The organism is Streptomyces sp. IBSNAI002 (assembly GCF_052244475.1).
GTDB lineage: Bacteria > Actinomycetota > Actinomycetes > Streptomycetales > Streptomycetaceae > Streptomyces.
In genome coordinates, this window is the sequence record NZ_JBQPXG010000002.1 from 7871430 (window position 1) to 7894006 (window position 22577).

Consider the following 22577-nt stretch of genomic DNA (forward strand, 5'->3'; position numbering starts at 1 on the left):
TGCCGACGAGCGTACGCCGCATCCCGCGGCGGAGCCCGCGCGGCGGCCGGTGCGTGGCACAGGGCCCACGGCCCACGGCCCACGGGACTCACAGGACCGCGATGCCCAGGGGGCGCTGTCCCGCGGGGAGGCGGTGTGCCCTGCCGGCGTCCAGGTCGACGACGGTGATGCCGTTCCAGTGGCCGTCGCGGGTGAAGCCCCCGGTCACATAGGCCGTGCGGCCGTCCTTCGAGACGGTGACGTCCTCGTGCGGACCGTCGAGCGGGATCACCTTCTCCTTGCCGTCCGGGGCGCGGACGGTGAGCGAGGGCCCCTCGTCGGTGGACGGGTCGATGGGACCGGTGCCGACGACGAGCAGGGTGCCGTCCGCGGTGACGGCCGCGCCGTGCTGGTGGGCGTTCGCCGTCATCCGCTCGACCGTCGACCGTCCGGTGCCGGGGTCGACGACGACCAGCTTCTCGCCCTCGAACGGCAGCAGCAGCCGTCCGTCGGAGGGGCGTACGGCCGTGTAGTGCGGCTTGAGCCACGAGCCGAGCCCGCCCTCGGTGCCGTAGGGGGCGACCTCGATGCGGCGCGTGTCCAGCGTGTCCGTGGCCACGACCGTGACGTCGAAGGAGTCGTGGCCGGTCGCGTACGCCTGGCTGCCGTCCCGGGAGACGTCCACGTCGAAGGGGCGGCGGCCGGTGCCCGCGCTTCCGGTGACCTTCAGGGTCTGCGTGTCGACCACCTCCAGCGTGCCCTTGCCGCCCGGCACGTTGACGCCGACGTAGACGTGGCGGCCGTCCGGGGCAAGCGCGATGCCCATGCCCCCGCCGCGGTACTCGCCGTACGTCGCGGGGCCGAGGCCCGCCGTCCGGTAGGGCACGACGGCCAGCCGCGTGCGGGCGGCGGTGTCGAGGACCGCGACGCCCTCCGCCGTGGCCACCCAGGCGCGGCCGTCCGCGCCGACGGCCAGGCCGTAGGGCGCGGTGCCGACCTTCACCGAGTCGATGGGGCCCTTGTCCGGGTCGACGAAGGTGACGGTGTCGGATCCGAAGTCGGCGACCAGGAGCGTCCCCTCCGGGGTCCTGCCCTGCGCGCGGGCGCCGGTGCCGCGTTCTGGGCCCGGAGCGGTGCCCGCTTCCGGCCCGGCCGGGGCGGAGGGCCCGGTGGCGGCCGCGGACCCCGCGGGACCCGCCTGCGTGCAGCCCGTGAGCAGCGCGGCGAAGCAGGCCGCCGCGGTCAGCGCGGACCGGTGGCGCCCGCGGGGGCGCCCCGTGCGGCCGGTGTCCGAGCGGCTGATCACCGTACGGCCCTCAGCAGGCCCGCGATCCGGGTGAAGCCGCGCCGCTCGGCGTGTTCGAGCGCGGTGACGCCGTCGCCGTCCGGAAGGTGCGGTGTGGCGCCGCCGGTGACGAGGAGCTCCACGATCTCCTGGTGCGCGCGGCCGCCGTCGCCGAGGATCACCGCTTCGAGCAGCGCGGTCCAGCCGAGCCGGTTGACGTGGTCGACGTCGATGTCGGTCTCCCGGAGCAGGGCCCGGACGTATGCGACGTGGCCGCGTTCGGCGGCGGGGATCAGGGCGATGCCGCCGAACCGGTTGCGCAGCGTGAGGTCCGGTCCGGCCGGGAGCAGGGTGCGCATCATGCGGACGCTGCCGGTGACGCCGGTGACCAGCCAGGGGCTGTCCTCGCGGTCGTCCTGGGCGTCGGGGTCGGCGCCGGCCGCGACGAGGGCCCCGGCGGCCGCCACGTGGTCGCCGATGGCGGCGATCAGGAGCGGGGTGCGGCGGTGCTCGTCGCGGGTCTCGATGTCGGCGCCGGCGTCGATGGCCGCGCGCACGGCGTCGGCGTCGTCGTCCCAGACGGCGGCCAGCAGGGCTCGGTCGGCAGGGGGCATGGCGGTGCTCCTCGGGTGGGTCGGGCCGCGCAGCGAGGCCAGGGCCGTCCTGGTCCTCGTACGCACGGCGAGGGAGATCCCCGCCCGGACGCTCGCGCGGATCCGGGCGGGGGAGAACGGCCGGCGGCGCACGGTACGGGGGCTACTTGCCCAGTGCCGCGGCGCCGGCCCGGGCGAACTTCTCGTCCAGGTCGCCCGAGGGTGCGCCCGCGACGCCGATGCCCGCGACCGGGGCCCCCTTGGCGGTGACCGGTGCGCCGCCGCCGAGGAACAGGGTGCCGGGGATGTCCTTCAGGTTGGGTACCTGCTCCAGGCGCTTGGCCAGCTCGGAGGTGGGCGCGTTCCAGGACACGGCCGTGTAGGCCTTCTTCTCGGCCGACTCGTAGGACTGCGGGCCGGCGCCGTCGCCACGCAGGGTGACGAGGGTGTTGCCGTTGCGGTCGACGACGGCGACGGAGACGCGCTGGTTCTCCTTCTCGGCGGCGTCGAGGGCGGCCTGCGCGGCCCTGGTGGCGGCATCGACGGTCAGGTGGGTCGACTGGGTCAGGTTCCGGTTCTTGGCATCGGCCTGTGCGGCGGATGCGGCTGCCGGGACTGCCGGGGTCGCCGGGGCCGGGGCGGCAGCGGCGGAGAAGGCGCCGAAGCCGCCGAGGGCGACGGCGGCGACCAGGGCGCCGCCGGTGAGGGCACGGGTACGCCCGGTGAACTTCTCGACGTGCTTCATTGAGGCCAACTCCTGTATCTGGATGCTCGGTTGATGTTCGGCCGGTCCGGCCTTCCCCGCTCTGACACCCATGGTGGGCCCGTGGAGGGTCCCATCCCGTCGGCGTACCGGCTGCATGGTGCGCGCGGACGGCTGACGGCCGGGTCAACCGATCGGATGACCCCGCCCGGCCGGCTTCCGTCGTAGGGTGAGCCCGCACGTGGCGGACAGGAGGGTGAGGTGGCTGAGGTGGCCGGGACTGCGCTGACCGGGACGACGGTCGACGAGGTGATGGCCGAGCTGGCCGGACTCGAGGATCCGAAGGCCCGCGCGGTGAACGAGAAGCACGGCGACGATCACGGTGTGAACCTGGGCAAGCTGCGCGCGATCGCGAAGCGGCTCAAGACGCAGCAGGAACTCGCGTGCGCGCTCTGGGAGACGGACGACACCGCGGCGAGGCTGGTGGCGCTCCTGATCTGCCGCCCGAAGGCGTTCGGGCGTGACGAGCTGGACGCCATGCTGCGCGCGGCGCGCACGCCCAAGGTGCACGACTGGCTCGTGAACTACGTGGTGAAGAAGAGCCCGCACTCCGAGGAGCTGCGCCTGGCCTGGTTCGCCGATCCGGATCCGGTGGTCGCGAGCGCCGGCTGGGCGCTGACCACCGAACGCGTCGCGAAGAAGCCCGAGGGCCTCGACCTCGTGGGACTGCTCGACGTCATCGAGGCGCAGATGAAGGACGCCCCGGACCGCTTGCAGTGGGCGATGAACCACTGCCTGGCGCAGATCGGCATCGAGCACGCGGAGCACCGCGCCCGCGCCCTGGAGATCGGCGAGCGCCTGGAGGTGCTCAAGGACTATCCGACGTCCCCGGGCTGTACTTCTCCGTTCGCACCCGCCTGGATCGCCGAAATGGTCCGCCGCCAGGCCTGAAGGCCCGCCCGTTCTCGCGGGACTACCCGGGAAGGTCCGAGAGGGAAGGCCAGCCCGGTCCGTACAGCAGCGCCGCCAGGCCGTGCCGGTGCTCCGCGCCGTTGAAGTCGTCCCAGCTGATCGCGCCGTCACGGTCCGCGTCGACCAGTGCGAACGCGGCCTCCGCCGCCTCCTCCGGTACGAGTTTGAACCCGCGCCACGCCATGAACTCGCGGCGGTTCATCAGCCCGTCCCCGTCCCGGTCGGCCACGTGGAACTGCGCGTGCAGCGCGGCCATCACCTCCGGAGAACCCGAGGGTTTGCCGGAAGCCGAGGCAGGCGGCAGGGAGCCGACCCACTCGCGGTACTCCTCGCGCGTGATCCGCCCGTCGTGATCACGGTCGACGAGCTCGGCCTGCCGCTGCCACACCGCCTGGTTCGCCTCGATCAGCGCGCGCCCCTTAGGCGAGCCCGGCCCCATCCCGTACGACTGGAGCATCCTGTCCGCGCTCGCCCGGTAGTCGTCCGCGGCGAGCACTCCGTCCCCGTCCGTGTCGAGCCGGTCGAAGATCCTGTCGGCCGCTGCCAACCGCTCGGTACCCATGCCGCGACCCTAGGCCGCGGCCCTGCGCGCACCGGCGGATTCCCGCGCCCGGGGGCGTGTCAAGGCCGGTGGGGGTCCGGCGGCGGCGCCTGCGGACCGGGACCGTTCAGCGCAGTACGGCCGCCAGTGCTCCGAGCCGCAGGCTGACCGTCTCATGGCAACCAGCCTCGAGATCCGTCCCCGGCCCCTCGCCGGAAGAGGGCGGGTCCGTCGGTCCGGGCGGCAGGACCTTCGGTCCGTCCGCGGAGCCGAAGGTCACCCAATATGTTGTGCTGTCGTGTCGCCGTAACCCCCAGATGTAGTGTTGCCGCTGTCGGTTCGGCAGGCGTTCCCCGAAGCCCGCCGAGACAACAGGGAACCCGGTGCGAATCCGGGGCTGCCCCGCAACGGTGAGCGACCGCACGACGGTTGGAGCCCGATACCTGCCGGCACCTCGCGCGCACGTCCGCGTGGCGAGGTCTCCACCGCCTCGTGGGAGGGCTGACGTGACGCAGATCAACGCCGTGGACTCGGTGACCGAATACCTGGACCGCAGCGACTGGCGGGTCAACGCCAACGCGAACCAGGGCTACTCGCTGGGCGGGCTCATCCTGAACACCGCCGGGAAGGTCGTCGCCAACTACTGGCTCGACCAGGTGTACACCCCCGCCATCGGGAGCGCCCACCGCGACGGCGACTTCCACATCCACGACCTGGACATGCTCGCCGGCTACTGCGCGGGCTGGTCCCTGCGCACCCTGCTCACCGAGGGCTTCAACGGCGTCCCCGGACAGATCGATTCGGCCCCGCCCCGGCACTTCTCCTCGGCCGCCGGGCAGATCGTCAACTTCCTCGGCACCCTGCAGAACGAGTGGGCCGGAGCCCAGGCGTTCAGCTCCTTCGACACCTACATGGCCCCCTTCGTGCGCAAGGACGTCATGCCGTACGAGCGGGTGTACCAGTGCATGCAGGAGATGGTGCACAACCTCAACGTGCCCTCGCGCTGGGGCACCCAGACCCCGTTCACCAACCTCACCTTCGACTGGACCTGCCCCGCAGACCTGCGCGAGCAGGTACCGGTCGTCGGCGGCGAGGAGATGGGCTTCACCTACGGCGAGCTGCAGGCCGAGATGGACCTGATCAACCGCGCCTACATCGAGGTCATGGCCGCCGGGGACGCGACCGGGAGGGTCTTCACCTTTCCCATCCCGACGTACAACATCACCAAGGACTTCCCCTGGGAGAGCGAGAACGCCGGACGGCTGTTCGCGATGACCGCGAAGTACGGGCTGCCGTACTTCCAGAACTTCCTCAACTCCGACCTCGAACCCGGCCAGATCCGCTCGATGTGCTGCCGCCTCCAACTCGACCTCACCCAGCTGCTCAAGCGCGGCAACGGCCTGTTCGGCAGCGCGGAGCAGACCGGCTCCCTCGGTGTCGTCACCGTCAACTGCGCCCGCCTCGGCCACCTGCACGCGGGCGACGAACAGGGCCTGCTCGACGCCCTGGACCGGCTGCTGGAGCTCGCCCGGGACAGCCTGGAGACCAAGCGCGTCACCGTGCAGGACCTGATCGACGGCGGCCTGTTCCCGTACACCAAGCGCTACCTCGGCACCCTGCGCAACCACTTCTCCACCATCGGCGTGAACGGCGTCAACGAGATGGTCCGCAACTTCACGCACGACGCCCACGACATCACCGCACCCGAAGGGCACGCGCTCGCCCTCCGCATGCTGGACCACGTCCGGGCCCGCATGGTCGAGTTCCAGGAGCGGACCGGCCATCTCTACAACCTGGAGGCCACCCCCGCCGAGGGCACCACCTACCGCTTCGCCAAGGAGGACCGCCGCCGCTTCCCCGGCATCCTGCAGGCCGGCACCCCCGACAACCCGTACTACACCAACTCCTCCCAGCTCCCCGTCGGCTTCACCGACGACCCCTTCGAGGCACTGGAGCGACAGGACGAACTGCAGACGAGGTACACCGGCGGCACCGTGCTCCACCTCTACATGTCGGAACGCGTCTCGACCGCCGACGTCTGCCGCAGCCTGGTGCGCCGCTCCCTGGAGAGGTTCTCGCTGCCCTACCTCACCGTGACGCCCACCTTCTCCATCTGCCCCGAGCACGGCTACCTGGCCGGCGAGCACGCCACCTGCCCGGCCTGCGACGGGGACTGCGAGGTGTGGACCCGCGTCATGGGCTACCACCGTCCGGTCGCCTCGTTCAACATCGGCAAGAAGGGCGAGCACGCCGAGCGCACCCCCTTCCAGGAGAAGGCGTCGGCCCCGGCGTGATCCGGATCGGCGGCTGGTCCCGGCTCTCCGCCTGCGACTGGCCCGGCAAGCTCGTCACCACCGTTTTCTGCCAGGGCTGCCCCTGGAGATGCGGCTACTGCCACAACCCGGAGCTGCTCGACCCGCGCGCGCGGACCGAGGTGCGGTGGGAGACGGTCACGGCCCACCTCGCACGCCGTCAGGGCCTGCTCGACGGAGTCGTCTTCTCCGGCGGCGAACCGCTGCTCCAGCCCAACCTCGCCGAGGCGATGCGCGCGGTGCGGGCCCTGGGCTACGCCGTGGGCCTGCACACCGGCGGCGGCTACCCGCGCCGTTTCGCGCAGGTGCTGGGCGAAGGCCTGGTGGACTGGGTCGGCTTCGACGTCAAGGCCGCCCCGGACGCCTACGCCCGGGTCACGGGTGTGCGGGGCAGCGCGGGACCGGCCCTGCGCAGCCTCCGGCTCCTCCTCGACGCCGGGGTCCCGCACCAGCTGCGCACGACGGTCGACCCGGAGCTGCTCGACGACGGCGACGTCGCCGACCTGGAGTCGTGGCTGGCTGGGCGCGGCCTCCGTGACCACGTACGGCAGGAGGCGCGCGCCGTGTGAGGTCAGCGGGCGAACCCCGACCGCAGTGCGTCCCGGGTGGCCACGTACCCCTCCAGGTCCCCGGCGAAGGCCCCGGCGTCCTTCGACGCCAGGGCCCGCTGGATCCGGATTCCCTCCTCCACGGCGGTCAGGGCCTCCTGGACGCGGCCGAGCCGGCCCAGGTGTACGCCGAGGTTGACGAGCGCGCGGGCCAGGCCGTGGTCGTACGTCGAGGGGAGTTCCCCGGCCAAGCGGCGGTAGATGTCCACGGCCAGCCGGGACGCACCGGCGGCCTCCTCCGCGCGGTCGAGCGCGGCCAGACGGTTGCCCAGGTTGTTCAGCGCCATGCCCAGCTCGTCCTGGTGGAGGGTGTTGCCGGTGGCGGCCAGGCGGCTGTGGATGCGTACGGCTTCCTCCGTGGCGGTCAGCGCCTGTTCCGGCCGGCCGACCGCGGCGAGCCGGTTCCCGAGGTTGGACAGGGCGCCGGCGAGCCGGCCCTCGTGCACGGCGGGGTGGGCCCCGGCCAGTTCGCGCCAGAGGGCGACCGCCTGTTCGGTGGCGTCCAGCGCCTCCGCGGGACGGTCCGTGTTCCAGAGGTAGACGCCGAAGGCGGTCAGCGCGCGGGCGAGGGCGGGCCGGTAGGCGTCCGGGTTCGCTTCGGCCAGTCGGCGGCGGATGCCCACGGCCAGGGCGGCGGCGCCGGCCGCCGCCTTCCCGCGTCCCGTTCCCCACAGGTGGTTGGCCGCGGTGACCAGCGAGGTCGCGAACGCGGGTTCGTACGCGTACGGATCCGCCGCGGCCAGTTCGCGGTAGATCTCCGCCGCCGCCAGCGCCGTCTTCACGGCGAGGGCCCGGTCCCCCGACTGGAACAGCATGATCCCGGTGTTGACCAGTGCGCGGGCGAAGTCCGGCCGGTACACGGCGGGGTCCAGGTCGGACAGCCCGCCGAACATCTCCGCCGCCCGCAGGTTCGCCTGCAGGGCGTCCTCGATGCGGCCCACCGCCAGCAGGCGGCTGCCGAGGTTGCCCAGGGCGCCGGGCAGGTCGGCCCGGGGGACGTCGGGGTGCTCGGCCGAGGGGTACTCGGCATCGTGGCGGCTGGCCAGGGCGATGGCCTCCTCGGTGGACTCCAGGGCCTCCGCGTGCAGTCCCAGCTCCGCCTGGAAGACGCCTCGGTCGGTCAACGCGCCCGCGAGGGCGGGCAGATGGAGTACGGGATCCTCATCGGCCAGGCGACGGCAGCAGGCCACGGCCCGTTCGTTGCTGTCGAGCGCCTGGCGGTGGAGGCCCGCGTGCCACTGGCGCATCGAAAGGTGGCGGTACAGCAGCGTGTGTTGGGCGGGGTCGTCCGTGCGGCCGACCCGGTGCTCGGTCAGCCGGGCGGTCAGGACCGCCATGCCGGGGTCGAGGTCGGTGTGCCTGCCCGGCGGGAACCGCGCCTCGACGGCCTCGAGTACGGCGACGGCGTCCGGGAGGTCGGCGAGGGCGGTCAGGGCGCTGCTGCCGGCGTCGACCGCCAGCTGGGGGTCTTCCAGGAGCAGCGGGCCCAGGTAGCCCGGGCCGAGATGTGCCCAGTGCTGTGCGGCCGACGCGAGGAACACGATCGCGCGGGGCGTCCAGGGCACCGGCGCCCGGTCCCGGAGACGACGTTCTGTACGAACCGTGGCCGGGAGCCGTCGTCCGCCTCGCTCACGCGGCGCCCTCCGGTGCGCCTTCGGCGGATCCGCCGGTGGCGGGGCCCGGGGCGGTGGCCTCCGGCGGGCCGCCGTAGTGGGTGGTGGTGGTCAGATAGGCGTTGCCGTGCGTGACGCCCGCGGCGGTCGCCCCCGGGGCGGAGGCGGTGATGTTCTGTACGACCGAGGGCCGCTGGGCCTGGCGCAGTGCGTCCTGGGACCGGGTGATCAGGGCGCGCAGGTCGTCTGCGGCCTCCGGGTACCGGATCAGGAACGCCTCCAGTTGCAGCTCCCACAGCGGGAGCAGGGCCCGGCGGGCGCGCTCGGTGTCCTCGGTCCGCCGGACCAGGTCGTCGTGCGAGGCCAGCTGGACCTGGACCGTCTCCTCCTCGGCGGTGTCGCCGCGGCGGAACAGCCGGACCACGGACTCCCGTGTGCTGTCCCAGGCGGTGGTGGCCATCGCCGCGACGACGGCCGTGGCTCCGGTCGTGGCCAGCTCTGCCAACTCCAGCATGCGGGTCTCCTTCGACGGCGGTGCGGATCGCCGGGCGGCGAGCGGGCAGTGGGCCGGGCGGCGAGCGGGCAGTGGGCCGGGCGGCCGGCCGGGCCGCGTGCGCCCCCTGTTCCTCGGCCGCCGTCGATTCCCCCCCACGGACAGATCGGGCAGGCGGATCAGCCTAGGGCAAGTCGCCCACCCCCGTCCCCGGTTCCGCCCCACCCGCCGAAGCCGCCGGCTCGATGGAACCGCCTGTCCGATGCCTGCCCGATTCCGGGCAGGATCTGGGAAGTCCGGGGCCTCGTCGCTACAGTTGCGGCATGATCACTGCCTCGGCGCTGGGGTCCTTCGCGCTGATCGTGGGACTCCTCACCCTCACACCGGGCCTCGACACCGCCCTCGTACTGCGCACCGCCGCCCTGGGCCGCCGCAGGCGCGCCTGGGGTGTCGTCCTCGGCATCCAGACCGGCACCCTCGCCTGGGGCGTGCTCAGCTCGGCAGGTCTCACCGCGGTCCTGACCGCCTCACACCTCGCTTACGAGACGATCCGCTGGGCGGGCGCGGCGTACCTGGTGTGGATGGGCAGCCGCATCCTGCTGTCGACCCTGCGCCGACGCGCCGGGGCGGACCCCGGCCAGGCCGAGGCCGAGGCCGGTACCGCGCCCGCGAACGGGCCCGAGGCGGATGCCGGCGACGGCTTCGGGAGCGGCTGGCGCCAGGGCGCCCTGACGAACCTGCTCAACCCCAAGGTGGGCGCCTTCTACATGGCGGTCCTGCCCCAGTTCATTCCGGCCGGCTCCGCGCACCTGCTGACCGGCACCCTGCTGGCCGGAGTGCACATCCTGCTCGGCCTGCTCTGGTCGGGCGTGCTGATCGCATGCGCCCGGGCGCTGCGCGTCAGGCTCCAGCGCCCTTCGGCACGCCGGATCCTCGACCGGATCAGCGGCACGGTCATCGCCGGCTTCGGCGTGCACCTCGCCCTCGCCGACTGACCGGGCGGCCCACCGGCCGCCGACGTAGCCTGGCGGCATGCGCGAGCACGATCTTGTCGTCATCGGTGCGGGATCCGGCAACGCCGTCATCGACGAGTCGTTCGCCGGCCTCGACGTGGCCATCGTCGAGGAGAGGTGGTTCGGAGGCACCTGCCTGAACGCGGGCTGCATCCCGAGCAAGATGCTCGTCCACACGGCGCACGTGGCCCGGACCGTCGACGAGGCCGGCACGTACGGCGTCGACGCGGAACTGGCGGGCGTCCGCTGGCGGGCGATGCGCGACCGGGTGTTCGGGCGCCTGGACGCCGACCGGGAACAGGGCCGCCGGGACCGCCGGGAGACGGACTTCGTCACCGTGTACGAGGGGACGGCGCGCTTCACGGGCCCGCGGGAGCTGCGGGTCGACGGCCCCGACGGCGTCGTCGGCATCAGGGCCCGGCAGGTCGTCATCGCCGTCGGCGGCCGCCCGTCGGTGCCCCCTCCCGTCGCCGGCTGCGCACTGCCGTACGAAACCTCCGACACCGTCATGCGGATCGCCGCGCCGCCGCGCCGCCTGGCCGTCCTGGGCGGCGGGTACATCGCGGCGGAGCTCGCCGAGGTGTTCGCCGCGGCCGGCAGCTCCGTCGTCATCGTCGAGAAGGAGGAGCTCCTGCTCGGCCCCCAGGACGAGACGGTCGCCGAACGGTTCACCGAACTGGCCCGATCCCGCTTCGACCTCAGACTGGGACGGGAGGTCACCGAGGTCGGCGGCCGTCCGGGCGCGCTGCGGCTGCGCCTCGACGACGGTTCCACCGTTGAGGCGGACATGCTGCTGGTGGCCGCCGGCCGCGTGCCCAACAGCGACCGGCTGAACCTCGGGGCCGCCGGAATCGCGACCCGTGACGACGGCCGCATCGTGGTCGACGCGCACCAACGCACCACCGCGGAAGGCGTCTTCGCGCTCGGGGACGTGTGCACACCGGTGCCGCTCAAGCACGTCGCCAACCGCGAGGCGCAGGTCGTCGCCCACAACCTGCGCCACCCCGACGACCTGATCGAGGCCGACCACGACCGGGTGCCCTCGGCCGTCTTCACCCACCCCGAGATCGCCTCGGTCGGCGCCACCGGGCAGGAGTGCCGCGAGCGGGGGCTGGACGTGCTGGTGGGCGAAGCCCGGTACGCGGACGTCGCCTACGGCTGGGCGATGGAGGACACCACCGGCTTCTGCAAGGTGCTCGCCGAACGGGGCACCGGCCGGCTGCTCGGCGCCCATGTCATGGGCCCGCAGGCCCCCGCCCTCATCCAGCCCCTGGTGCTGGCGATGACCCTGGGCATCGACGCGTCCACCCTCGCCAAGTCCCCGTACTGGATCCACCCGGCGCCCACGGAGCTCGTCGAGAACGCCCTCCTCGACCTCGACCTGTGACCCCGGGCGTGAGCCCGCCGGACCGGGACACCAGCGCGATGTGCTGAAACCATGCTGGGCACCGACTTCCCCTACCGCGAGTGGTACCCGCAGGGCTGCAAGGCCGTCCAGATCGACACCCGCGAGGAGAACCTGGGCCGCCGGGTCCCGGTGGACGTGGGGCTGACCGGCGACGTGGGGGCGACCCTGCGGGCCCTGCTCCCGCTCCTGGACGAGACCGCCGACCGGACCCACCTGGAGGACGCGCGGGACCGGTTCGCACGCTGGGAGGAAGGACAGCGGCGACTGGCCGATCCGGCGCACGAACGCCGCTGGACCGGCAGGCTGCGCTCGGCGCTGGACAACCGGGACCACCGGATCCGCCCCGAGGCCCTGGCCGCCGCGGTGGACGCGTACGCCGCCGACGACGCCGTGTTCACCTCCGACACCGGTATGGCGACCGTCTGGCTCTCCCGCTTCGTCACCATGCGCGGCGGCCGCCGCCTGATCGGCTCGTACAACCTCGGCTCGATGGCCAACGCCATGCCGCAGGCGCTCGGGGCACAGCTGTGGGCGCCCGACCGGCAGGTCGTCGCCTTCTGCGGCGACGGCGGGCTGAGCATGCTGCTGGGCGACCTCATGACGATCAGGACGTACCGACTGCCCGTGAAACTCGTCGTCTTCGACAACCGCCGCCTGGGCATGGTCAAGCTGGAACAGGAACAGGCCGGGCTGCCCGAATTCGGCACGCAGCTCGACAATCCCGACCTCGCCGCCGTCGCCACCGCCCTCGGCCTCACCGGCATGCGCGTCACCGACCCGGCCGATCTCCACGACAGCGTGCGCAGGGCGTTCGAGACTCCGGGACCGGTCCTGCTGGACGTCCTGACCAACCCCGAGGAAGTGGCCGTGCCCGGGAAGCCGAAGGCCGGCCAGGGGTGGGGCTTCGCCGTCGCCAAGGTCAGGGAGATCCTCCCCGGCGGAGGGGACTGACCGGCCCGTTGCCGGGTACCCGCGCAGCGGGCGCCGCCCACCCGTACGCACGCGAACGACTCGGAGGAAAGGGCATCTCGATGGACGGACGGGACGAGAGCGCGGACGAACGCGCCGACCGGCAATGGCAGGAACTCATCCAGGAGATCCGCGTCGCCCAGACCGGGGTCCAGATCCTCTTCGGATTCCTGCTGACGGTGGCCTTCACCCCCGCCTTCCACGGGCTCGCGCAGACGGACAAGTCGATCTACATCGTGACCGTGGTGCTGGGCTCGCTGGCGACGGGCGCGCTCATCGGGCCGGTCGCCTTCCACCGCATCGTCTCGGGCCACCGCATCAAACCCGAGGCGGTCGCCTGGGCCGCGCGCCTCACCTTCACGGGCCTCGTCCTGCTGCTGGCCACCTGCACCACGGCCCTCTTCCTCGTCCTGCGGGTCGCGACCCACAACGCGCTCGTGCCGTGGCTCGTCGGCGGCGTGCTCGCCTGGTACCTGCTGTGCTGGTTCGCGCTGCCCCTGTGGGCGAGGGTCCGCGACACCACCGGGAAGTGACTGCCCGGAGGCCGTCTCGCGGATCCTTCCCTACCACGCCCGGGTGCCTGCCAGGGCGTCCGTGCCCGGGGCGCAGTGTTCCCGCAGCGCCGCGAGCTCGGCGGCCGGCAGGCGGCGGGACGAGCCGCGCCGGCTGCCGTCCAGGCGCGCGACGCCGACGTCGAGCCATTGCGGGAGCGGTTCGACGCCGATGAAGCCGGCCAGTCGCGTCAGCTCCTTGCGGGGCTCGTCGAGGAGGTCCTCGTAGGACAGCGTGGTCCGTACCGCTGCGGGCACCTCGTCGAGATGCGCCACACCCCGGACGACGATCTCCGACCACAGCGCCGCGAAGCCGGACGACGGCAGGTCGCGATCCAGCACCAGCGCGGAATCGAAACGCTCGCCCAGCAGCCGGGACAGCTCGGGAGGCAAGGACCGCACCTGCTCCCCGGTCAGGTCCTCGACGCGCTCGGCGCCCGTCCGGGCCAGGATGTCGCGGAGCAGGAAGATCAGCCGGTAGCCCGTGTGCCGGCTCATGGACAGCGCGCAGTCCGGCCCGTCCCTGAACAGGTGCACGAAGCGAGCCTGCGGGAAGGCCCCGCGCAGCAACGGCACCCGCTCCAGCGAATAGCCCGACCGCTCGACCACCGCGCTGCGCCCGAACCGCGTGCACAGGAGCCGGAACAGGGCCTCGTAATGGCCGGCGGCGGTTCGGTTCGGCCAGCCGCACACCTGCTTCTCCAGCTCGTCGAACAGGCCGTCCGGATCGTCGGTCAGGTGCGGAAGGACCATCAGGGACAGGGCGGGGATGCCGGTGGTGTCGGTCGCGAAGCGCCCGGGACGGCGCGTGTAGACGAACTCCGGCATCGGCACCCCGCTCCGGATCATCCGCTCGAACACCGGATTGGGATCGGCCAGCAGCCGCCAGAACTCCCGGCCTCCCAGGACGCCTTCCGGGAAGCCCCGGCTCTGCACCGACGACAGCAGTTCGTTCAGGCTCAGGACGTCCGGATGCGCGTTGACGATGCCCGACAGCGCGGTCGATCCGCTGCGGCCCGTACCGACCACGAACGTCAGAGTGCGCATGCGGGCGATCTCCCTCGGCTTGGACTTCGACGGCCACCTGAACCGATATCCAGCAGACTTCCCCGAGCGCCACGTTGTTGACACCTGCCGGACGGCGTGCGACAAAGACTGCAGGGCGTGTTCGCCACCTACTCCCTCGTCTGAGGTGCGCTTCTCCTCATGACCGGGCCGCCGCACCTGCCGGTGCCCTCGCCGGGGCCGGGGCCGACGTCGCGCGCATTCCACCGTCTCCAATCCGAGACTCGCCGAACAGCGGGCAAACCACCGCGTATGTGAACGGACAACTCTGCCTTGACCATGATTCCCGGATCCCGTGTTCCCGGACGGACGTGGACCGTCCGTCTGACCGGCCACGGCGATCACACCGTCTCCGTCAGCTGCAGCACCGAGGCGTGCCGCATGCCGCCCCGCTCCAAGGACACGACGGCCATGCGGCGTTTCGCCGCCGAGCACGTACGCGCGCACGCCCGGCTCGCGACCGTGCGCCCCAACGCCGCGTGCGCCTGCCTGGCCGCCGAATGCGGCTACCACGAGGACACCAGAGCCGCCTGCACCGGTGCCCCGCTGCTCGTCCTCATCCACAACCCGGCCGTCGGCCAGGTCTGGACCCTCGCCGAGATCTGCCAGGGCTGCGCGCCGCTGATCTCCCACACCGCCGTCCTCGGCCGTGCCCAGCGCCCGACGGCCGCCCGGGCCGCCGCACCGGCCGCCGTACCGCCCGCCCCGGCCTCGCCGGCGCACGTCGCCGTGGCCGGCGGCTTCTCGTCTCCCGAGGCCGCTCCCGAAGTCGTGTCCCGCCGCCGCCCGCACCGCGGTGGCCCCCGACGCACCCGCTGACGCAGGCCCGGGCGGCGCGGGGGATGCCGGGCCGCTGCCGCCGGGCCCGTTGCCCGGGGACGACGGTACGAGCGCAGTCGCCGGGGGTTGACCGGGCGCGGCCCGGGTTCCCGGCCGCGGAGGGACCGGGAACACGGGACCGGCCGGGTTCCGTACGGAGCCGGGCGGCAGCCCGTCGTGCGGGCGGGCCGGCCGCACGACGCCGGGGGAGGTACGCCCCGCGGCCGAGGCCCGCTCCGGAAGCCCCCGACCCGCAGGGGGCGGCTTCCGGTATCCACGCGTCTAACCCGGTCGTCCTCCGTCAAACGCCCCCACCCCTCATGTTCCTAGAAGGCGTCAAGAGCCGTCGTGCTGCCGGGAGTACCACTCCACGGTGCCCGTTCGAGGCGCCGGCCGTACGCACCCCGCATGAGCGGACCTCGGACGCATGTCTACCGCGGCTGCGCGGGGCAGCCGACACGGGTGTGCCGGAATCGGCCGACAGGGATGGCGTCGCAGGGCTGCGCCCCATGCGTGACCTGCGGAATTTCCCGTGTCAGGGCCCTTTGGGCGCAAGGCTTGCGGATCATGCTCCGGCGGGACTACAGCATCGCTCTTTTGCGAAGGTGCACAGTCTCGTGCAGTCCCGCGAACTGCTGCCCCTCTAAGGTACCCCGACCGGATGCCGGTGCCCGCCCAGGCGTCACGGGCATCCGGCCACCCGCCCGCGCTTCTTGCACGGGGTCGCAGCACAGACCCTGATTTACGGAGACGGACCGAATGAACCCCCATCAGACCACGTCACTCCTCCTAGGCCTCGCCGCCGTCGTGATCCTGGCACGCGTACTCGGCGCACTGGCCCGACGATTGGGCCAGCCGCCGGTGATCGGTGAGGTGGTCGCCGGCATAGCGCTGGGACCGACCCTCTTCGACGGAGCGGTCTCCGACGCCCTCTTCCCCGCAGACATCCGGCCCCTGCTGGGCGCCCTGGCCGCGGTCGGCGTCGCGGTCTTCATGTTCATAGTCGGCCTGGAATGGGACGCCACGCTCATCCGAGGCAGCGGCAGCCTCGCCACGTCCGTCTCGTTCAGCTCCATCCTGGTGCCGTTCGGCCTCGGCATGGTGCTGGCGCTCTACCTGATGGACGAGTACGGCACCGGCGACCAGACCGCGTTCATGCTGTTCATGGGCATCGCCATGTCCATCACGGCGTTCCCGGTGCTGGCCCGCATCCTCACCGACCGCAAGATGACGCGCTCCCCGCTCGGTGTCGTCGCTCTGGCCTGCGCCTCCATCGACGACGTCCTCGCGTGGACCGTACTCGCCGGAGTGGTCGTCCTCAGCGGCTCGGGCGGCGCGGACGAGTGGCGCATCCTGCTCGCCATCCCGTACCTGCTGGGCATGCTCTTCGTCCTGCGGCCGCTGCTGCAGCGCTACGCGGACCGCCGCCCCGAGCTCCGGCTCACCCCGACCGTGTTCGCGTGCGTCGTCGCCGGACTGCTGCTGTCCGCCGCCGCCACCGAGTGGGTGGGCCTGCACTACATCTTCGGCGCCTTCCTCTTCGGTGTGGTCCTCCCGCGCACCGGCACCGAGCGGCTCCGCTCCGAGGTGCACGACCGCCTCGGCGAGATGAACGGCACGCTGCTGCTGCCGGTGTTCTTCCTCGTCGCCGGCCTCAAGGTCGACCTCTCGGAGCTGGACATGGGCGGGCTGGGCGCCCTGGCGCTGATCCTCCTGGTGGCCGTCGGCGGCAAGTTCACGGGCGCCTTCGTCGCGGCCCGGCTCAACCGGATGCCCGTGCGGCAGTCCGCCGCGCTCGCCGCGCTGATGAACACCCGAGGCCTGACCGAGCTCATCGTCCTCAACGTCGGTCTGCAACTGGGCTTCCTGTCCCAGGGCCTCTACTCGCTCATGGTCGTCATGGCCGTGGTCACGACCATGATGGCCGGACCGCTGCTGACCTGGTTCATCGGCCGGCCGAAGGACGACGACCGCTCCAAGGCCTCCGGGACGCCCGAGAAGGCCGAACGCACGGCGGGCGCGGTCCGCACGAGCCTCTAGCCGCCCGCCCGCCTGCCCGCCTGCCCGCCTGCCGGCCCGGGAGAGCGGGGCCGCCACCGACCGGTGGCGGCCCCGCTCACGGCCGGAGCGGCTTCAGCGGGCGCGCTTCCGGTTCTGCCGGGCGGTGAGCTGGCCCTGCACGAAGGCATCGGTCTCCGGTGCGTAGGGGCCGCCGTGGTCGAAGAGCAGATCGGTGATGCGCTGCCATTCCGCCACCTCGGCGCGCGTGCCGGCGTCCGCCGCCTCCAGATCGCCCGCGGCCTCCTCGGCGGCTTCCAGTGCTTCGGCGGTCTGGTGGTGCGTCATCCCCTCGGCACGTCGCCGTACCCGGTCGCGCGCGGCCCGCTCCCCGGGGGTCGGTTCGTGCGGGTCGTTCGCCGGTGCGGTGTCCTCGGTCATGGGTGGTGCGCCTTCCGTTCGAGCTGCGGCGGATCTCCGGCCCGTGTGGCGACGGGGACGGGCTCCGTCGCCGGACTACCCTTCAGGCCCCATCGTCCCGGAGGAGCGGCAGATGACCGATACGACCACCATCGACCTCGGACCACAAGCCCGGATCGTGGCCGGTCTCGTGGCGGGCGTCCCGGACGCCCGCCTCGACGGCCCGACGCCCTGCCCCGACTATGCGGTCGGCGACCTGCTGGGCCACCTCACCGGCCTCGTCGTCGCGTTCCGCGACGCCGGCCGCAAGGACCTGGGCCCAACGACGGACACGGACCCCGGCGCGGCCGCCCCCTCCCTGCCCGCCGGCTGGCGCGAGGAACTGCCCCGGACCCTCGGCGAACTGGCCGAGGCCTGGCACGATCCGGCCGCCTGGACCGGCATGACCCGCGCGGGCGGCCTGGACCTGCCCGGCGGCATCGCGGGTGCGGTGGCCGTCGACGAACTGGTCGTCCACGGCTGGGACCTGGCCCGGGCCACCGGCCAGGAGTACGCACCCGACCAGGCCGCGCTGCGCGCCTCGCACGCGTTCCTGCTGGCGAGCGTCGAGGACGAGGGCCGCTCGGAGATCTTCGGCCCCGTCGTCCCCGTTCCGGACGACGCCCCGCTGCTGGACCGGACCATCGGCCTGAGCGGACGCGATCCGCACTGGACTCCCTAGGGCCTGTAGTCAAACTCCCGTCTGCCCCGCGACGCCTGGCACGCGCTCTCGCCGCACCGGGCGAAAGCAAAGTACGTCCAGTACGCGTGGTTCCGCCCGGCGCACCGAGAGCACGCACCAGACGCCGTAGGGCCGCCCTCCGGGCGACGACGGGAGTTTGACGACACCCCCTAGGCCGCCGATGGGCCGGACGAGCTGTCCACCGATACGGGACGGGTGTCCCGTCGTTGCACGAGCATGACTGATTTCATGGTGCAGGTTCCGGCGGACTGGCTGGCCCGGGTGTTCCTCGCCCTGCGCCGCGGGGCATCGGGCGGCGCGCAGGCGGTCGCCGAGGAACTGCGGCCGTTCACGGAGAAGCCCGGCCAGCGGGTGCCGGTCCCCAGGCCCACGGTGCTGCGGACCGAACTGGCGCTGCGGCGGGAAGCTGAACTGGCGAGCGTACAGAGCCGGCGTGCCGAACTGTCCGACCACGCCGAGTTCCTGGTCAGGCAGCGATTGGCCGAACAGTAGGGAGGCGTTCCGTGGCGCGGGGCCGGACATCGCGTCCGTCCCCGCGCACCGGCTGCCTCAGTGGATCCGGTGCTCCGTCCAGAACGGGCCGAGGTCCCGCGCCGTCGCCGCCTGCGCCGCGCGTTTGAAGTCCGCGGTGGTGGTGACGCCCAGCCAGTGGTCCCGCGCGTAGCCGCGCAGCATGCCCGCCATCGCCGGGCCGCCCAGTACCCGTTCCAGGTCGTGCAGGGCGCAGGCCCCGCGGTGGTAGACGACCCGGTACTCCGTGCGGCGGCCGTCCGCGAAGTAGGCCAGCGAGCGGGTGAGGGCGGACGTCCCGCTCGGCCACGGCCCCTGGTCCGCCCAGCAGGTGGCGGTGTCCTGCCGGTAGTACAGCTCGTTCGCGTACTGGGCGAAGGACTCGTCCAGCCACGGCGACGCGAACTGGTCGTTGCCGACGATGCCGTAGAACCACTGGTGGGCGATCTCGTGGACGACGGCCGAACCGTCCGGTTCGGTCCACAGCAGGACGAGTCCCGGGAACTCCATGCTGCCGAAGTCGTCGAGGGTGTCGCTCATGACGAGGTCGAGCTCGCCGTACGGGTAGCGCCCGAACCGCTGCCCGAACTCGTCGACCGAGCCGACGGCGTCCTTCAGGTCGGCGGCGACGCCCTCGGGGGAGGTGGTGGCGGTCCAGTACGCGTTGAGCCGGACCCCGCCGGGCGTCGTGACCGTCTTGGACAGGAAGGGGCCCGCCGCCCACGCGAAGTCCCGCACCCCGCGCGCCACGCTGGTGCTGACCGTGCGGCCCGGTCCGCCCGCGCGCCGGATGGTGGTGCCCGTCGCGGGAACGACGAGCGCGGCGGGGTGGTCGAGGACGACCCGGAAGTCCCCGGCGAGGGTGTGGAAGCTCTCGCCGAACCCGACGTCCGGGTCGAGGTGCCGGCCCTGCGCGTCGCGTACGGACAGCAGGGGCAGCGCGTTGCCGAGGTAGCGGTGCGCGCCGTCCCTGCCGAAGCGGTGGACGCGGCCCGGGACGGTGATCTCGACGTCGAAGGAGACGCTCGTGCGCGCGCCGTACGGCAGCGGGGCGGGCAGGTCGATCCGCAGTGCGGTGCAGCCGACGGTGAGCGGCCGCGGGGTTCCGCCGGTGACCCGGCCCACCCGGACCGGCGACGGGCCGTCCGGGGTTCCGCAGCCGTCGGTGCCGTTGCCCCACAGCCGTACGTCGACCGAACGCAGCGGGGTGCGGGCGGCATTGCGGAAGGACACCGTCTGGCGTCCGCTCCACCGCGAGCCGTCGGCGTCGGAGCGCAGCGACACGTCGTACGAGGGGCGGTCGGGGGTCGCCGTGCTCCCCGGGGCGGCGGGGCCCGCGGTGTCCTGGGCCGCCGCCGTCTGCGGAACGAGCAGCAGCACGGCCGCGAGGGCGAGTGACGGTGCACGCCAGTGCCTGAGCGAAGTCATGGCAGGCACGCTAGAACGCCCGTACGCCCGGACGTGCGAGTTCCGCAGCACCGCCGCGGGCCCGGTACGGACTAGCCGCCGCGTACGGCGCTCAGCAGTGCCGCCGTCGACGCCATGCGGGTCGGGGGCTGCCAGGTCCAGGTGCGTACGGAGGTGAAGCCGGCCGCCCGGACCGTCTGCGCGAGGGCGGGGAGACCGGTGGGGAGCCACTTCTCGTGTGCGGCCAGGACCATGCGGCCGCCGGGGCGCAGGACGCGGTGGAGTTCGGCGAGGGCGGTGGTGACGTCGGGCCAGAGCTGGAGGTTGTTGACGGAGATCACGACGTCGGCGGAGGCGTCGGGCTCGCCGGTGCGGGCGGCGGTGCCGGATGCGAGGCGCACTCGGCCCCGGGCGATCGCGGGGGCGCAGCGGCGGCGGGCCATGGACAGCATGACGTCGGAGGGGTCGACGCCGACCACGTGCGCCGAGCGGCGGGCGGCGGCCTCGAGTCCGATCCCGGGGCCGGGCCCGAGGACCAGCACGGCTTCCTGTCCGGTGGGCGCGGCGAGGTCGACGACGTGCTGTTCGGTGGCGGCGTTGCCGCGTGCCATGAGCCGGCCGCCGAGCCGGCCGAGCAGCCCGCTGGGCCGGCCGAACCCCTGGGTCAGGAGCCGCTGGGTGATGCTCTCCACGCCCCCATGGAAGCACGCACGGCGGTCCGCCGGGCCGAGCGCTACCCGGTCGGGCCAAGCGCGGACGGCCCGCTGCTGCGAATGGCCCAGCAGCGGGGCACCGGACGGGCGGCGAGCCGGAGGCGATGCATAACCTCGCTGCCAGACACATTCGTTCGCGAGGCTTGTGGAGAGGTCATGTCCCGTCAAGGCCGCCGGCGGGCAGTCGCCCGCACGAGCATCCTCGCCGTCGGCCTGCTCCTCGCCGGGTGTGTCCTCGCCACGCCCGTGCCGCCGCGACAGGCCTCCGGCAGCAGGGCGGAGACCGAGGTCGCGGTGGGCGCCTACCTCCACTACGGCTCGCCCGGTGTCGAGCGCATGCAGGAACTCTCGCACTGGCTCGGCGGCACCGAGCTGCGCGCGGGGCACACCTACCTGCCCGGCGACACCTGGGCGAACATCGAGGGGGCTCCCGATTCCCTGCGCACCTGGGCGCGGTGGCGGACGGCGCGCCCCGACCGGATGTTCGTCCTGAACGTGCCGATGCTGGAGCGCAACGAGGCCGGCGTCCCCGACGCCCGGGTCGCCGAGCTGATCCGCACCGGTGCGCGGGGCCAGTACGACCAGCACTTCCAGCGGCTGGCGAAGCGGCTGGTCGCCCTCGGGGTGCCGGACACGGTGGTGGTGCTCGGCTGGGAGATGAACGGCTTCAACTACACGCACCGGTGCCGTCCGGACCCCGAGAACTGGAAGCGGTACTGGCGGCGCATCGTGGCCGCCATGCGCACGGTGAAGGGGCAGCGGTTCCGTTTCGACTTCGCGCCCAACCGCGGCGGCGACGCGATCGCGTGGACCAAGTGCTATCCCGGAGACGACGTCGTCGACATCATCGGCATGGACTCCTACGACCAGCCGCCGGGCCACTCCTTCGACGAGCAGGTCACCCAGCCGTACGGCCTCCAGCAGCAGGTCGACTTCGCGAAGGCCCACCGCAAGCGGATCTCGTACCCCGAGTGGGGGCTCTTCCGCAACGGCGACAACCCCGAGTACATGCGGGACATGCTGGCCTGGATCGCCGAGCACAGGCCGCTGTACCACAGCATCACCGACTACTGCCCGCACGGCGTGTGGCAGTGCGACCAGAACCCGCGCTCCACGCAGGTGTTCAGGGAGTTCCTGTCCGCGGAGCAGGACCGGCACTCGCCCTTTCGCCTTCGGCCGTGAGCCCGAGGGACGCCACCGGGTGGGATAATCGGTCCGGTGGACGTATCGAGAGCTTCCTGGGTCAACACGACACACGACTGGTCCGGCGCCGTAGACGCCGACCACCTGGCGCACATCCGGCGCAGTCCCGTGGAGTTCTCTCCGGGCGGAGCATGGCACCTGCTCCTCGAGGTACTCGCCTACGCGGCCGACGAGGCGTCCGGCCGGCGCGGGGGAAACTGCGTCGTCGTGCTCCATCCCGACGGGTCCGTGTCCGTCCGGGACGACGGACGGGGGACCGACACCCGCGTGGACGAGCACGGCCGGACCGTGAAGAAGCCGGTCATGGCGACGAAGGACCTCCGCTTCTTCGACTTCCCGGAGGCCGAGGCGCTCCCCGACGGCCGTCCCCGGCGCGGCATGTCCGTGGTCGCGGCGCTGAGCGAGTGGCTCGTCCACACCAACCGTCGCCTCGACGGGGCCTGGACCCAGCGCTACGAACACGGTGTGCCGGTCACCGGCCTCGAGCCCGTCGATGCCGATGGCACCACCGGGACGCTGGTCCACTTCCGGCCGGACGGTCCCGTGCGTTCGATGACCGGGCCGGCGGCCGTCGACCTTTCGGCCCTGGCCGGGGCCTGGGCGCAGCTGGAGGTTCGGGTCGACGACCGGCGCGGTGACTGACGGACGGATCGCGCGGCC

22 protein-coding genes, 1 pseudogene and 1 riboswitch are annotated in these 22577 nt (G+C 72.9%); of the genes and pseudogenes, 13 read left to right on the forward strand and 10 right to left on the reverse strand.

The genetic code is table 11. The features are described 5' to 3' along the window. Positions 1-88 precede the first annotated feature (88 nt). The 3 genes from ACTVZO_RS36450 to ACTVZO_RS36460 form a co-directional block, all read right to left on the reverse strand. Complete coding sequence (locus ACTVZO_RS36450; RefSeq protein WP_443302421.1) at positions 89-1285, reverse strand: YncE family protein; 1197 nt, start codon at positions 1283-1285, stop codon at positions 89-91. Beyond that, positions 1282-1878 carry an ankyrin repeat domain-containing protein gene (locus ACTVZO_RS36455; protein ID WP_443303381.1) on the reverse strand — a complete coding sequence of 199 codons (597 nt, stop codon included), beginning with the start codon at positions 1876-1878 and terminating at the stop codon, positions 1282-1284. The genes ACTVZO_RS36450 and ACTVZO_RS36455 overlap by 4 nt, the downstream gene beginning before the upstream one ends. A gap of 142 nt (positions 1879-2020) precedes the next feature. Continuing rightward, entirely contained in the window at positions 2021-2602 is a 582-nt protein-coding gene (locus ACTVZO_RS36460; protein ID WP_443302422.1) for a GlcG/HbpS family heme-binding protein, read from the reverse strand. 270 nt (positions 2603-2872) lie between these two features. On the opposite strand from ACTVZO_RS36460, the gene ACTVZO_RS36465 reads away from it, so the two are divergent. Then, complete coding sequence (locus tag ACTVZO_RS36465) at positions 2873-3511, forward strand: DNA alkylation repair protein (protein ID WP_443303382.1); 639 nt, start codon at positions 2873-2875, stop codon at positions 3509-3511. 22 nt (positions 3512-3533) lie between these two features. Here ACTVZO_RS36465 and ACTVZO_RS36470 read toward each other — a convergent pair whose 3' ends face one another. Beyond that, a complete protein-coding gene (locus ACTVZO_RS36470; RefSeq protein WP_443302423.1) occupies positions 3534-4094 on the reverse strand; it encodes an EF-hand domain-containing protein in 561 nt (186 codons plus the stop codon). Positions 4095-4391: 297 nt separating this feature from the next. Beyond that, positions 4392-4539, forward strand: a riboswitch (cobalamin riboswitch). Between the two features lie 40 nt (positions 4540-4579). Between ACTVZO_RS36470 and ACTVZO_RS36475 the strand changes: the two genes are divergently transcribed. Together ACTVZO_RS36475 and ACTVZO_RS36480 are read left to right on the forward strand one after the other, a co-directional pair. Then, positions 4580-6367, forward strand: a complete 1788-nt coding sequence (locus ACTVZO_RS36475) for a ribonucleoside triphosphate reductase (protein WP_443302424.1) — start codon at positions 4580-4582, stop codon at positions 6365-6367. Next, positions 6364-6954 carry an anaerobic ribonucleoside-triphosphate reductase activating protein gene (locus ACTVZO_RS36480; protein ID WP_443302425.1) on the forward strand — a complete coding sequence of 197 codons (591 nt, stop codon included), beginning with the start codon at positions 6364-6366 and terminating at the stop codon, positions 6952-6954. The genes ACTVZO_RS36475 and ACTVZO_RS36480 overlap by 4 nt, the downstream gene beginning before the upstream one ends. Positions 6955-6956: 2 nt before the next feature. Here the strand turns inward: ACTVZO_RS36480 and ACTVZO_RS36485 are convergent, their stop codons facing one another. Beyond that, the gene (locus tag ACTVZO_RS36485) at positions 6957-8558 is read right to left on the reverse strand and encodes a tetratricopeptide repeat protein (RefSeq protein WP_443302426.1); all 1602 of its coding nucleotides are present in this window, start codon (positions 8556-8558) and stop codon (positions 6957-6959) included. Between the two features lie 64 nt (positions 8559-8622). Beyond that, positions 8623-9120 (reverse strand): hypothetical protein, encoded by a 498-nt coding sequence (locus tag ACTVZO_RS36490; RefSeq protein ID WP_443302427.1) that lies wholly within the window; start codon positions 9118-9120, stop codon positions 8623-8625. Between the two features lie 302 nt (positions 9121-9422). Here ACTVZO_RS36490 and ACTVZO_RS36495 point away from each other — a divergent pair, with 302 nt between their 5' ends. The 4 genes and pseudogenes from ACTVZO_RS36495 (at position 9423) to ACTVZO_RS36510 (ending at position 13022) form a co-directional block, all read left to right on the forward strand. Then, positions 9423-10094, forward strand: coding sequence for a LysE family translocator (locus ACTVZO_RS36495; protein WP_443302428.1), 672 nt, complete (start codon positions 9423-9425; stop codon positions 10092-10094). Positions 10095-10131: 37 nt separating this feature from the next. Beyond that, entirely contained in the window at positions 10132-11499 is a 1368-nt protein-coding gene (locus ACTVZO_RS36500; protein WP_443302429.1) for a mycothione reductase, read from the forward strand. A gap of 51 nt (positions 11500-11550) precedes the next feature. After that, positions 11551-12471: pseudogene (locus ACTVZO_RS36505) on the forward strand (thiamine pyrophosphate-dependent enzyme); the annotation flags it as partial. Between the two features lie 80 nt (positions 12472-12551). After that, positions 12552-13022 (forward strand): DUF6328 family protein, encoded by a 471-nt coding sequence (locus ACTVZO_RS36510; protein WP_443302430.1) that lies wholly within the window; start codon positions 12552-12554, stop codon positions 13020-13022. Positions 13023-13052: 30 nt separating this feature from the next. Here ACTVZO_RS36510 and ACTVZO_RS36515 read toward each other — a convergent pair whose 3' ends face one another. Continuing rightward, on the reverse strand, positions 13053-14087 hold the full coding sequence (locus tag ACTVZO_RS36515) for a sulfotransferase family protein (protein WP_443302431.1): 1035 nt from the start codon (positions 14085-14087) through the stop codon (positions 13053-13055). A gap of 297 nt (positions 14088-14384) precedes the next feature. Here ACTVZO_RS36515 and ACTVZO_RS36520 point away from each other — a divergent pair, with 297 nt between their 5' ends. Next, positions 14385-14924 (forward strand): hypothetical protein, encoded by a 540-nt coding sequence (locus tag ACTVZO_RS36520; protein WP_443303383.1) that lies wholly within the window; start codon positions 14385-14387, stop codon positions 14922-14924. A gap of 759 nt (positions 14925-15683) precedes the next feature. Continuing rightward, positions 15684-16964 (forward strand): cation:proton antiporter, encoded by a 1281-nt coding sequence (locus ACTVZO_RS36525; protein WP_443302432.1) that lies wholly within the window; start codon positions 15684-15686, stop codon positions 16962-16964. A 93-nt stretch (positions 16965-17057) separates the two neighbouring features. On the opposite strand, the gene ACTVZO_RS36530 is transcribed toward ACTVZO_RS36525, so the two are convergent. Beyond that, the gene (locus ACTVZO_RS36530; RefSeq protein ID WP_443302433.1) at positions 17058-17363 is read right to left on the reverse strand and encodes a hypothetical protein; all 306 of its coding nucleotides are present in this window, start codon (positions 17361-17363) and stop codon (positions 17058-17060) included. Positions 17364-17475: 112 nt separating this feature from the next. Here ACTVZO_RS36530 and ACTVZO_RS36535 point away from each other — a divergent pair, with 112 nt between their 5' ends. Together ACTVZO_RS36535 and ACTVZO_RS36540 are read left to right on the forward strand one after the other, a co-directional pair. Next, a complete protein-coding gene (locus ACTVZO_RS36535; protein WP_443302434.1) occupies positions 17476-18063 on the forward strand; it encodes a TIGR03086 family metal-binding protein in 588 nt (195 codons plus the stop codon). Positions 18064-18312: 249 nt separating this feature from the next. Then, the gene (locus ACTVZO_RS36540; RefSeq protein WP_443302435.1) at positions 18313-18576 is read left to right on the forward strand and encodes a hypothetical protein; all 264 of its coding nucleotides are present in this window, start codon (positions 18313-18315) and stop codon (positions 18574-18576) included. A gap of 57 nt (positions 18577-18633) precedes the next feature. Here the strand turns inward: ACTVZO_RS36540 and ACTVZO_RS36545 are convergent, their stop codons facing one another. Together ACTVZO_RS36545 and ACTVZO_RS36550 are read right to left on the reverse strand one after the other, a co-directional pair. After that, positions 18634-20022 carry a M1 family metallopeptidase gene (locus ACTVZO_RS36545; RefSeq protein ID WP_443302436.1) on the reverse strand — a complete coding sequence of 463 codons (1389 nt, stop codon included), beginning with the start codon at positions 20020-20022 and terminating at the stop codon, positions 18634-18636. A 71-nt stretch (positions 20023-20093) separates the two neighbouring features. Next, positions 20094-20693: a class I SAM-dependent methyltransferase gene (locus ACTVZO_RS36550; protein ID WP_443302437.1), complete on the reverse strand. Its 600-nt coding sequence runs from the start codon at positions 20691-20693 to the stop codon at positions 20094-20096. Positions 20694-20870: 177 nt separating this feature from the next. Here ACTVZO_RS36550 and ACTVZO_RS36555 point away from each other — a divergent pair, with 177 nt between their 5' ends. Together ACTVZO_RS36555 and ACTVZO_RS36560 are read left to right on the forward strand one after the other, a co-directional pair. After that, complete coding sequence (locus ACTVZO_RS36555) at positions 20871-21896, forward strand: glycoside hydrolase family 26 protein (protein ID WP_443302439.1); 1026 nt, start codon at positions 20871-20873, stop codon at positions 21894-21896. Between the two features lie 36 nt (positions 21897-21932). Next, positions 21933-22559 (forward strand): ATP-binding protein, encoded by a 627-nt coding sequence (locus ACTVZO_RS36560; protein WP_443302440.1) that lies wholly within the window; start codon positions 21933-21935, stop codon positions 22557-22559. Positions 22560-22577: the final 18 nt, after the last annotated feature.

What these genes read in the sequence shown, in the direction of transcription:
- ACTVZO_RS36455 (WP_443303381.1), bottom strand. Translation starts at nt 1,878, where the DNA reads ATGCCCCCTGCCGACCGAGCCCTGCTGGCCGCCGTCTGGGACGACGAC.
- ACTVZO_RS36460 (WP_443302422.1), bottom strand. Translation starts at nt 2,602, where the DNA reads ATGAAGCACGTCGAGAAGTTCACCGGGCGTACCCGTGCCCTCACCGGC.
- ACTVZO_RS36465 (WP_443303382.1), top strand. Translation starts at nt 2,873, where the DNA reads ATGGCCGAGCTGGCCGGACTCGAGGATCCGAAGGCCCGCGCGGTGAAC.
- ACTVZO_RS36470 (WP_443302423.1), bottom strand. Translation starts at nt 4,094, where the DNA reads ATGGGTACCGAGCGGTTGGCAGCGGCCGACAGGATCTTCGACCGGCTC.
- ACTVZO_RS36490 (WP_443302427.1), bottom strand. Translation starts at nt 9,120, where the DNA reads ATGCTGGAGTTGGCAGAGCTGGCCACGACCGGAGCCACGGCCGTCGTC.
- ACTVZO_RS36495 (WP_443302428.1), top strand. Translation starts at nt 9,423, where the DNA reads ATGATCACTGCCTCGGCGCTGGGGTCCTTCGCGCTGATCGTGGGACTC.
- ACTVZO_RS36500 (WP_443302429.1), top strand. Translation starts at nt 10,132, where the DNA reads ATGCGCGAGCACGATCTTGTCGTCATCGGTGCGGGATCCGGCAACGCC.
- ACTVZO_RS36510 (WP_443302430.1), top strand. Translation starts at nt 12,552, where the DNA reads ATGGACGGACGGGACGAGAGCGCGGACGAACGCGCCGACCGGCAATGG.
- ACTVZO_RS36515 (WP_443302431.1), bottom strand. Translation starts at nt 14,087, where the DNA reads ATGCGCACTCTGACGTTCGTGGTCGGTACGGGCCGCAGCGGATCGACC.
- ACTVZO_RS36520 (WP_443303383.1), top strand. Translation starts at nt 14,385, where the DNA reads ATGATTCCCGGATCCCGTGTTCCCGGACGGACGTGGACCGTCCGTCTG.
- ACTVZO_RS36525 (WP_443302432.1), top strand. Translation starts at nt 15,684, where the DNA reads ATGAACCCCCATCAGACCACGTCACTCCTCCTAGGCCTCGCCGCCGTC.
- ACTVZO_RS36530 (WP_443302433.1), bottom strand. Translation starts at nt 17,363, where the DNA reads ATGACCGAGGACACCGCACCGGCGAACGACCCGCACGAACCGACCCCC.
- ACTVZO_RS36535 (WP_443302434.1), top strand. Translation starts at nt 17,476, where the DNA reads ATGACCGATACGACCACCATCGACCTCGGACCACAAGCCCGGATCGTG.
- ACTVZO_RS36540 (WP_443302435.1), top strand. Translation starts at nt 18,313, where the DNA reads ATGGTGCAGGTTCCGGCGGACTGGCTGGCCCGGGTGTTCCTCGCCCTG.
- ACTVZO_RS36545 (WP_443302436.1), bottom strand. Translation starts at nt 20,022, where the DNA reads ATGACTTCGCTCAGGCACTGGCGTGCACCGTCACTCGCCCTCGCGGCC.
- ACTVZO_RS36555 (WP_443302439.1), top strand. Translation starts at nt 20,871, where the DNA reads ATGTCCCGTCAAGGCCGCCGGCGGGCAGTCGCCCGCACGAGCATCCTC.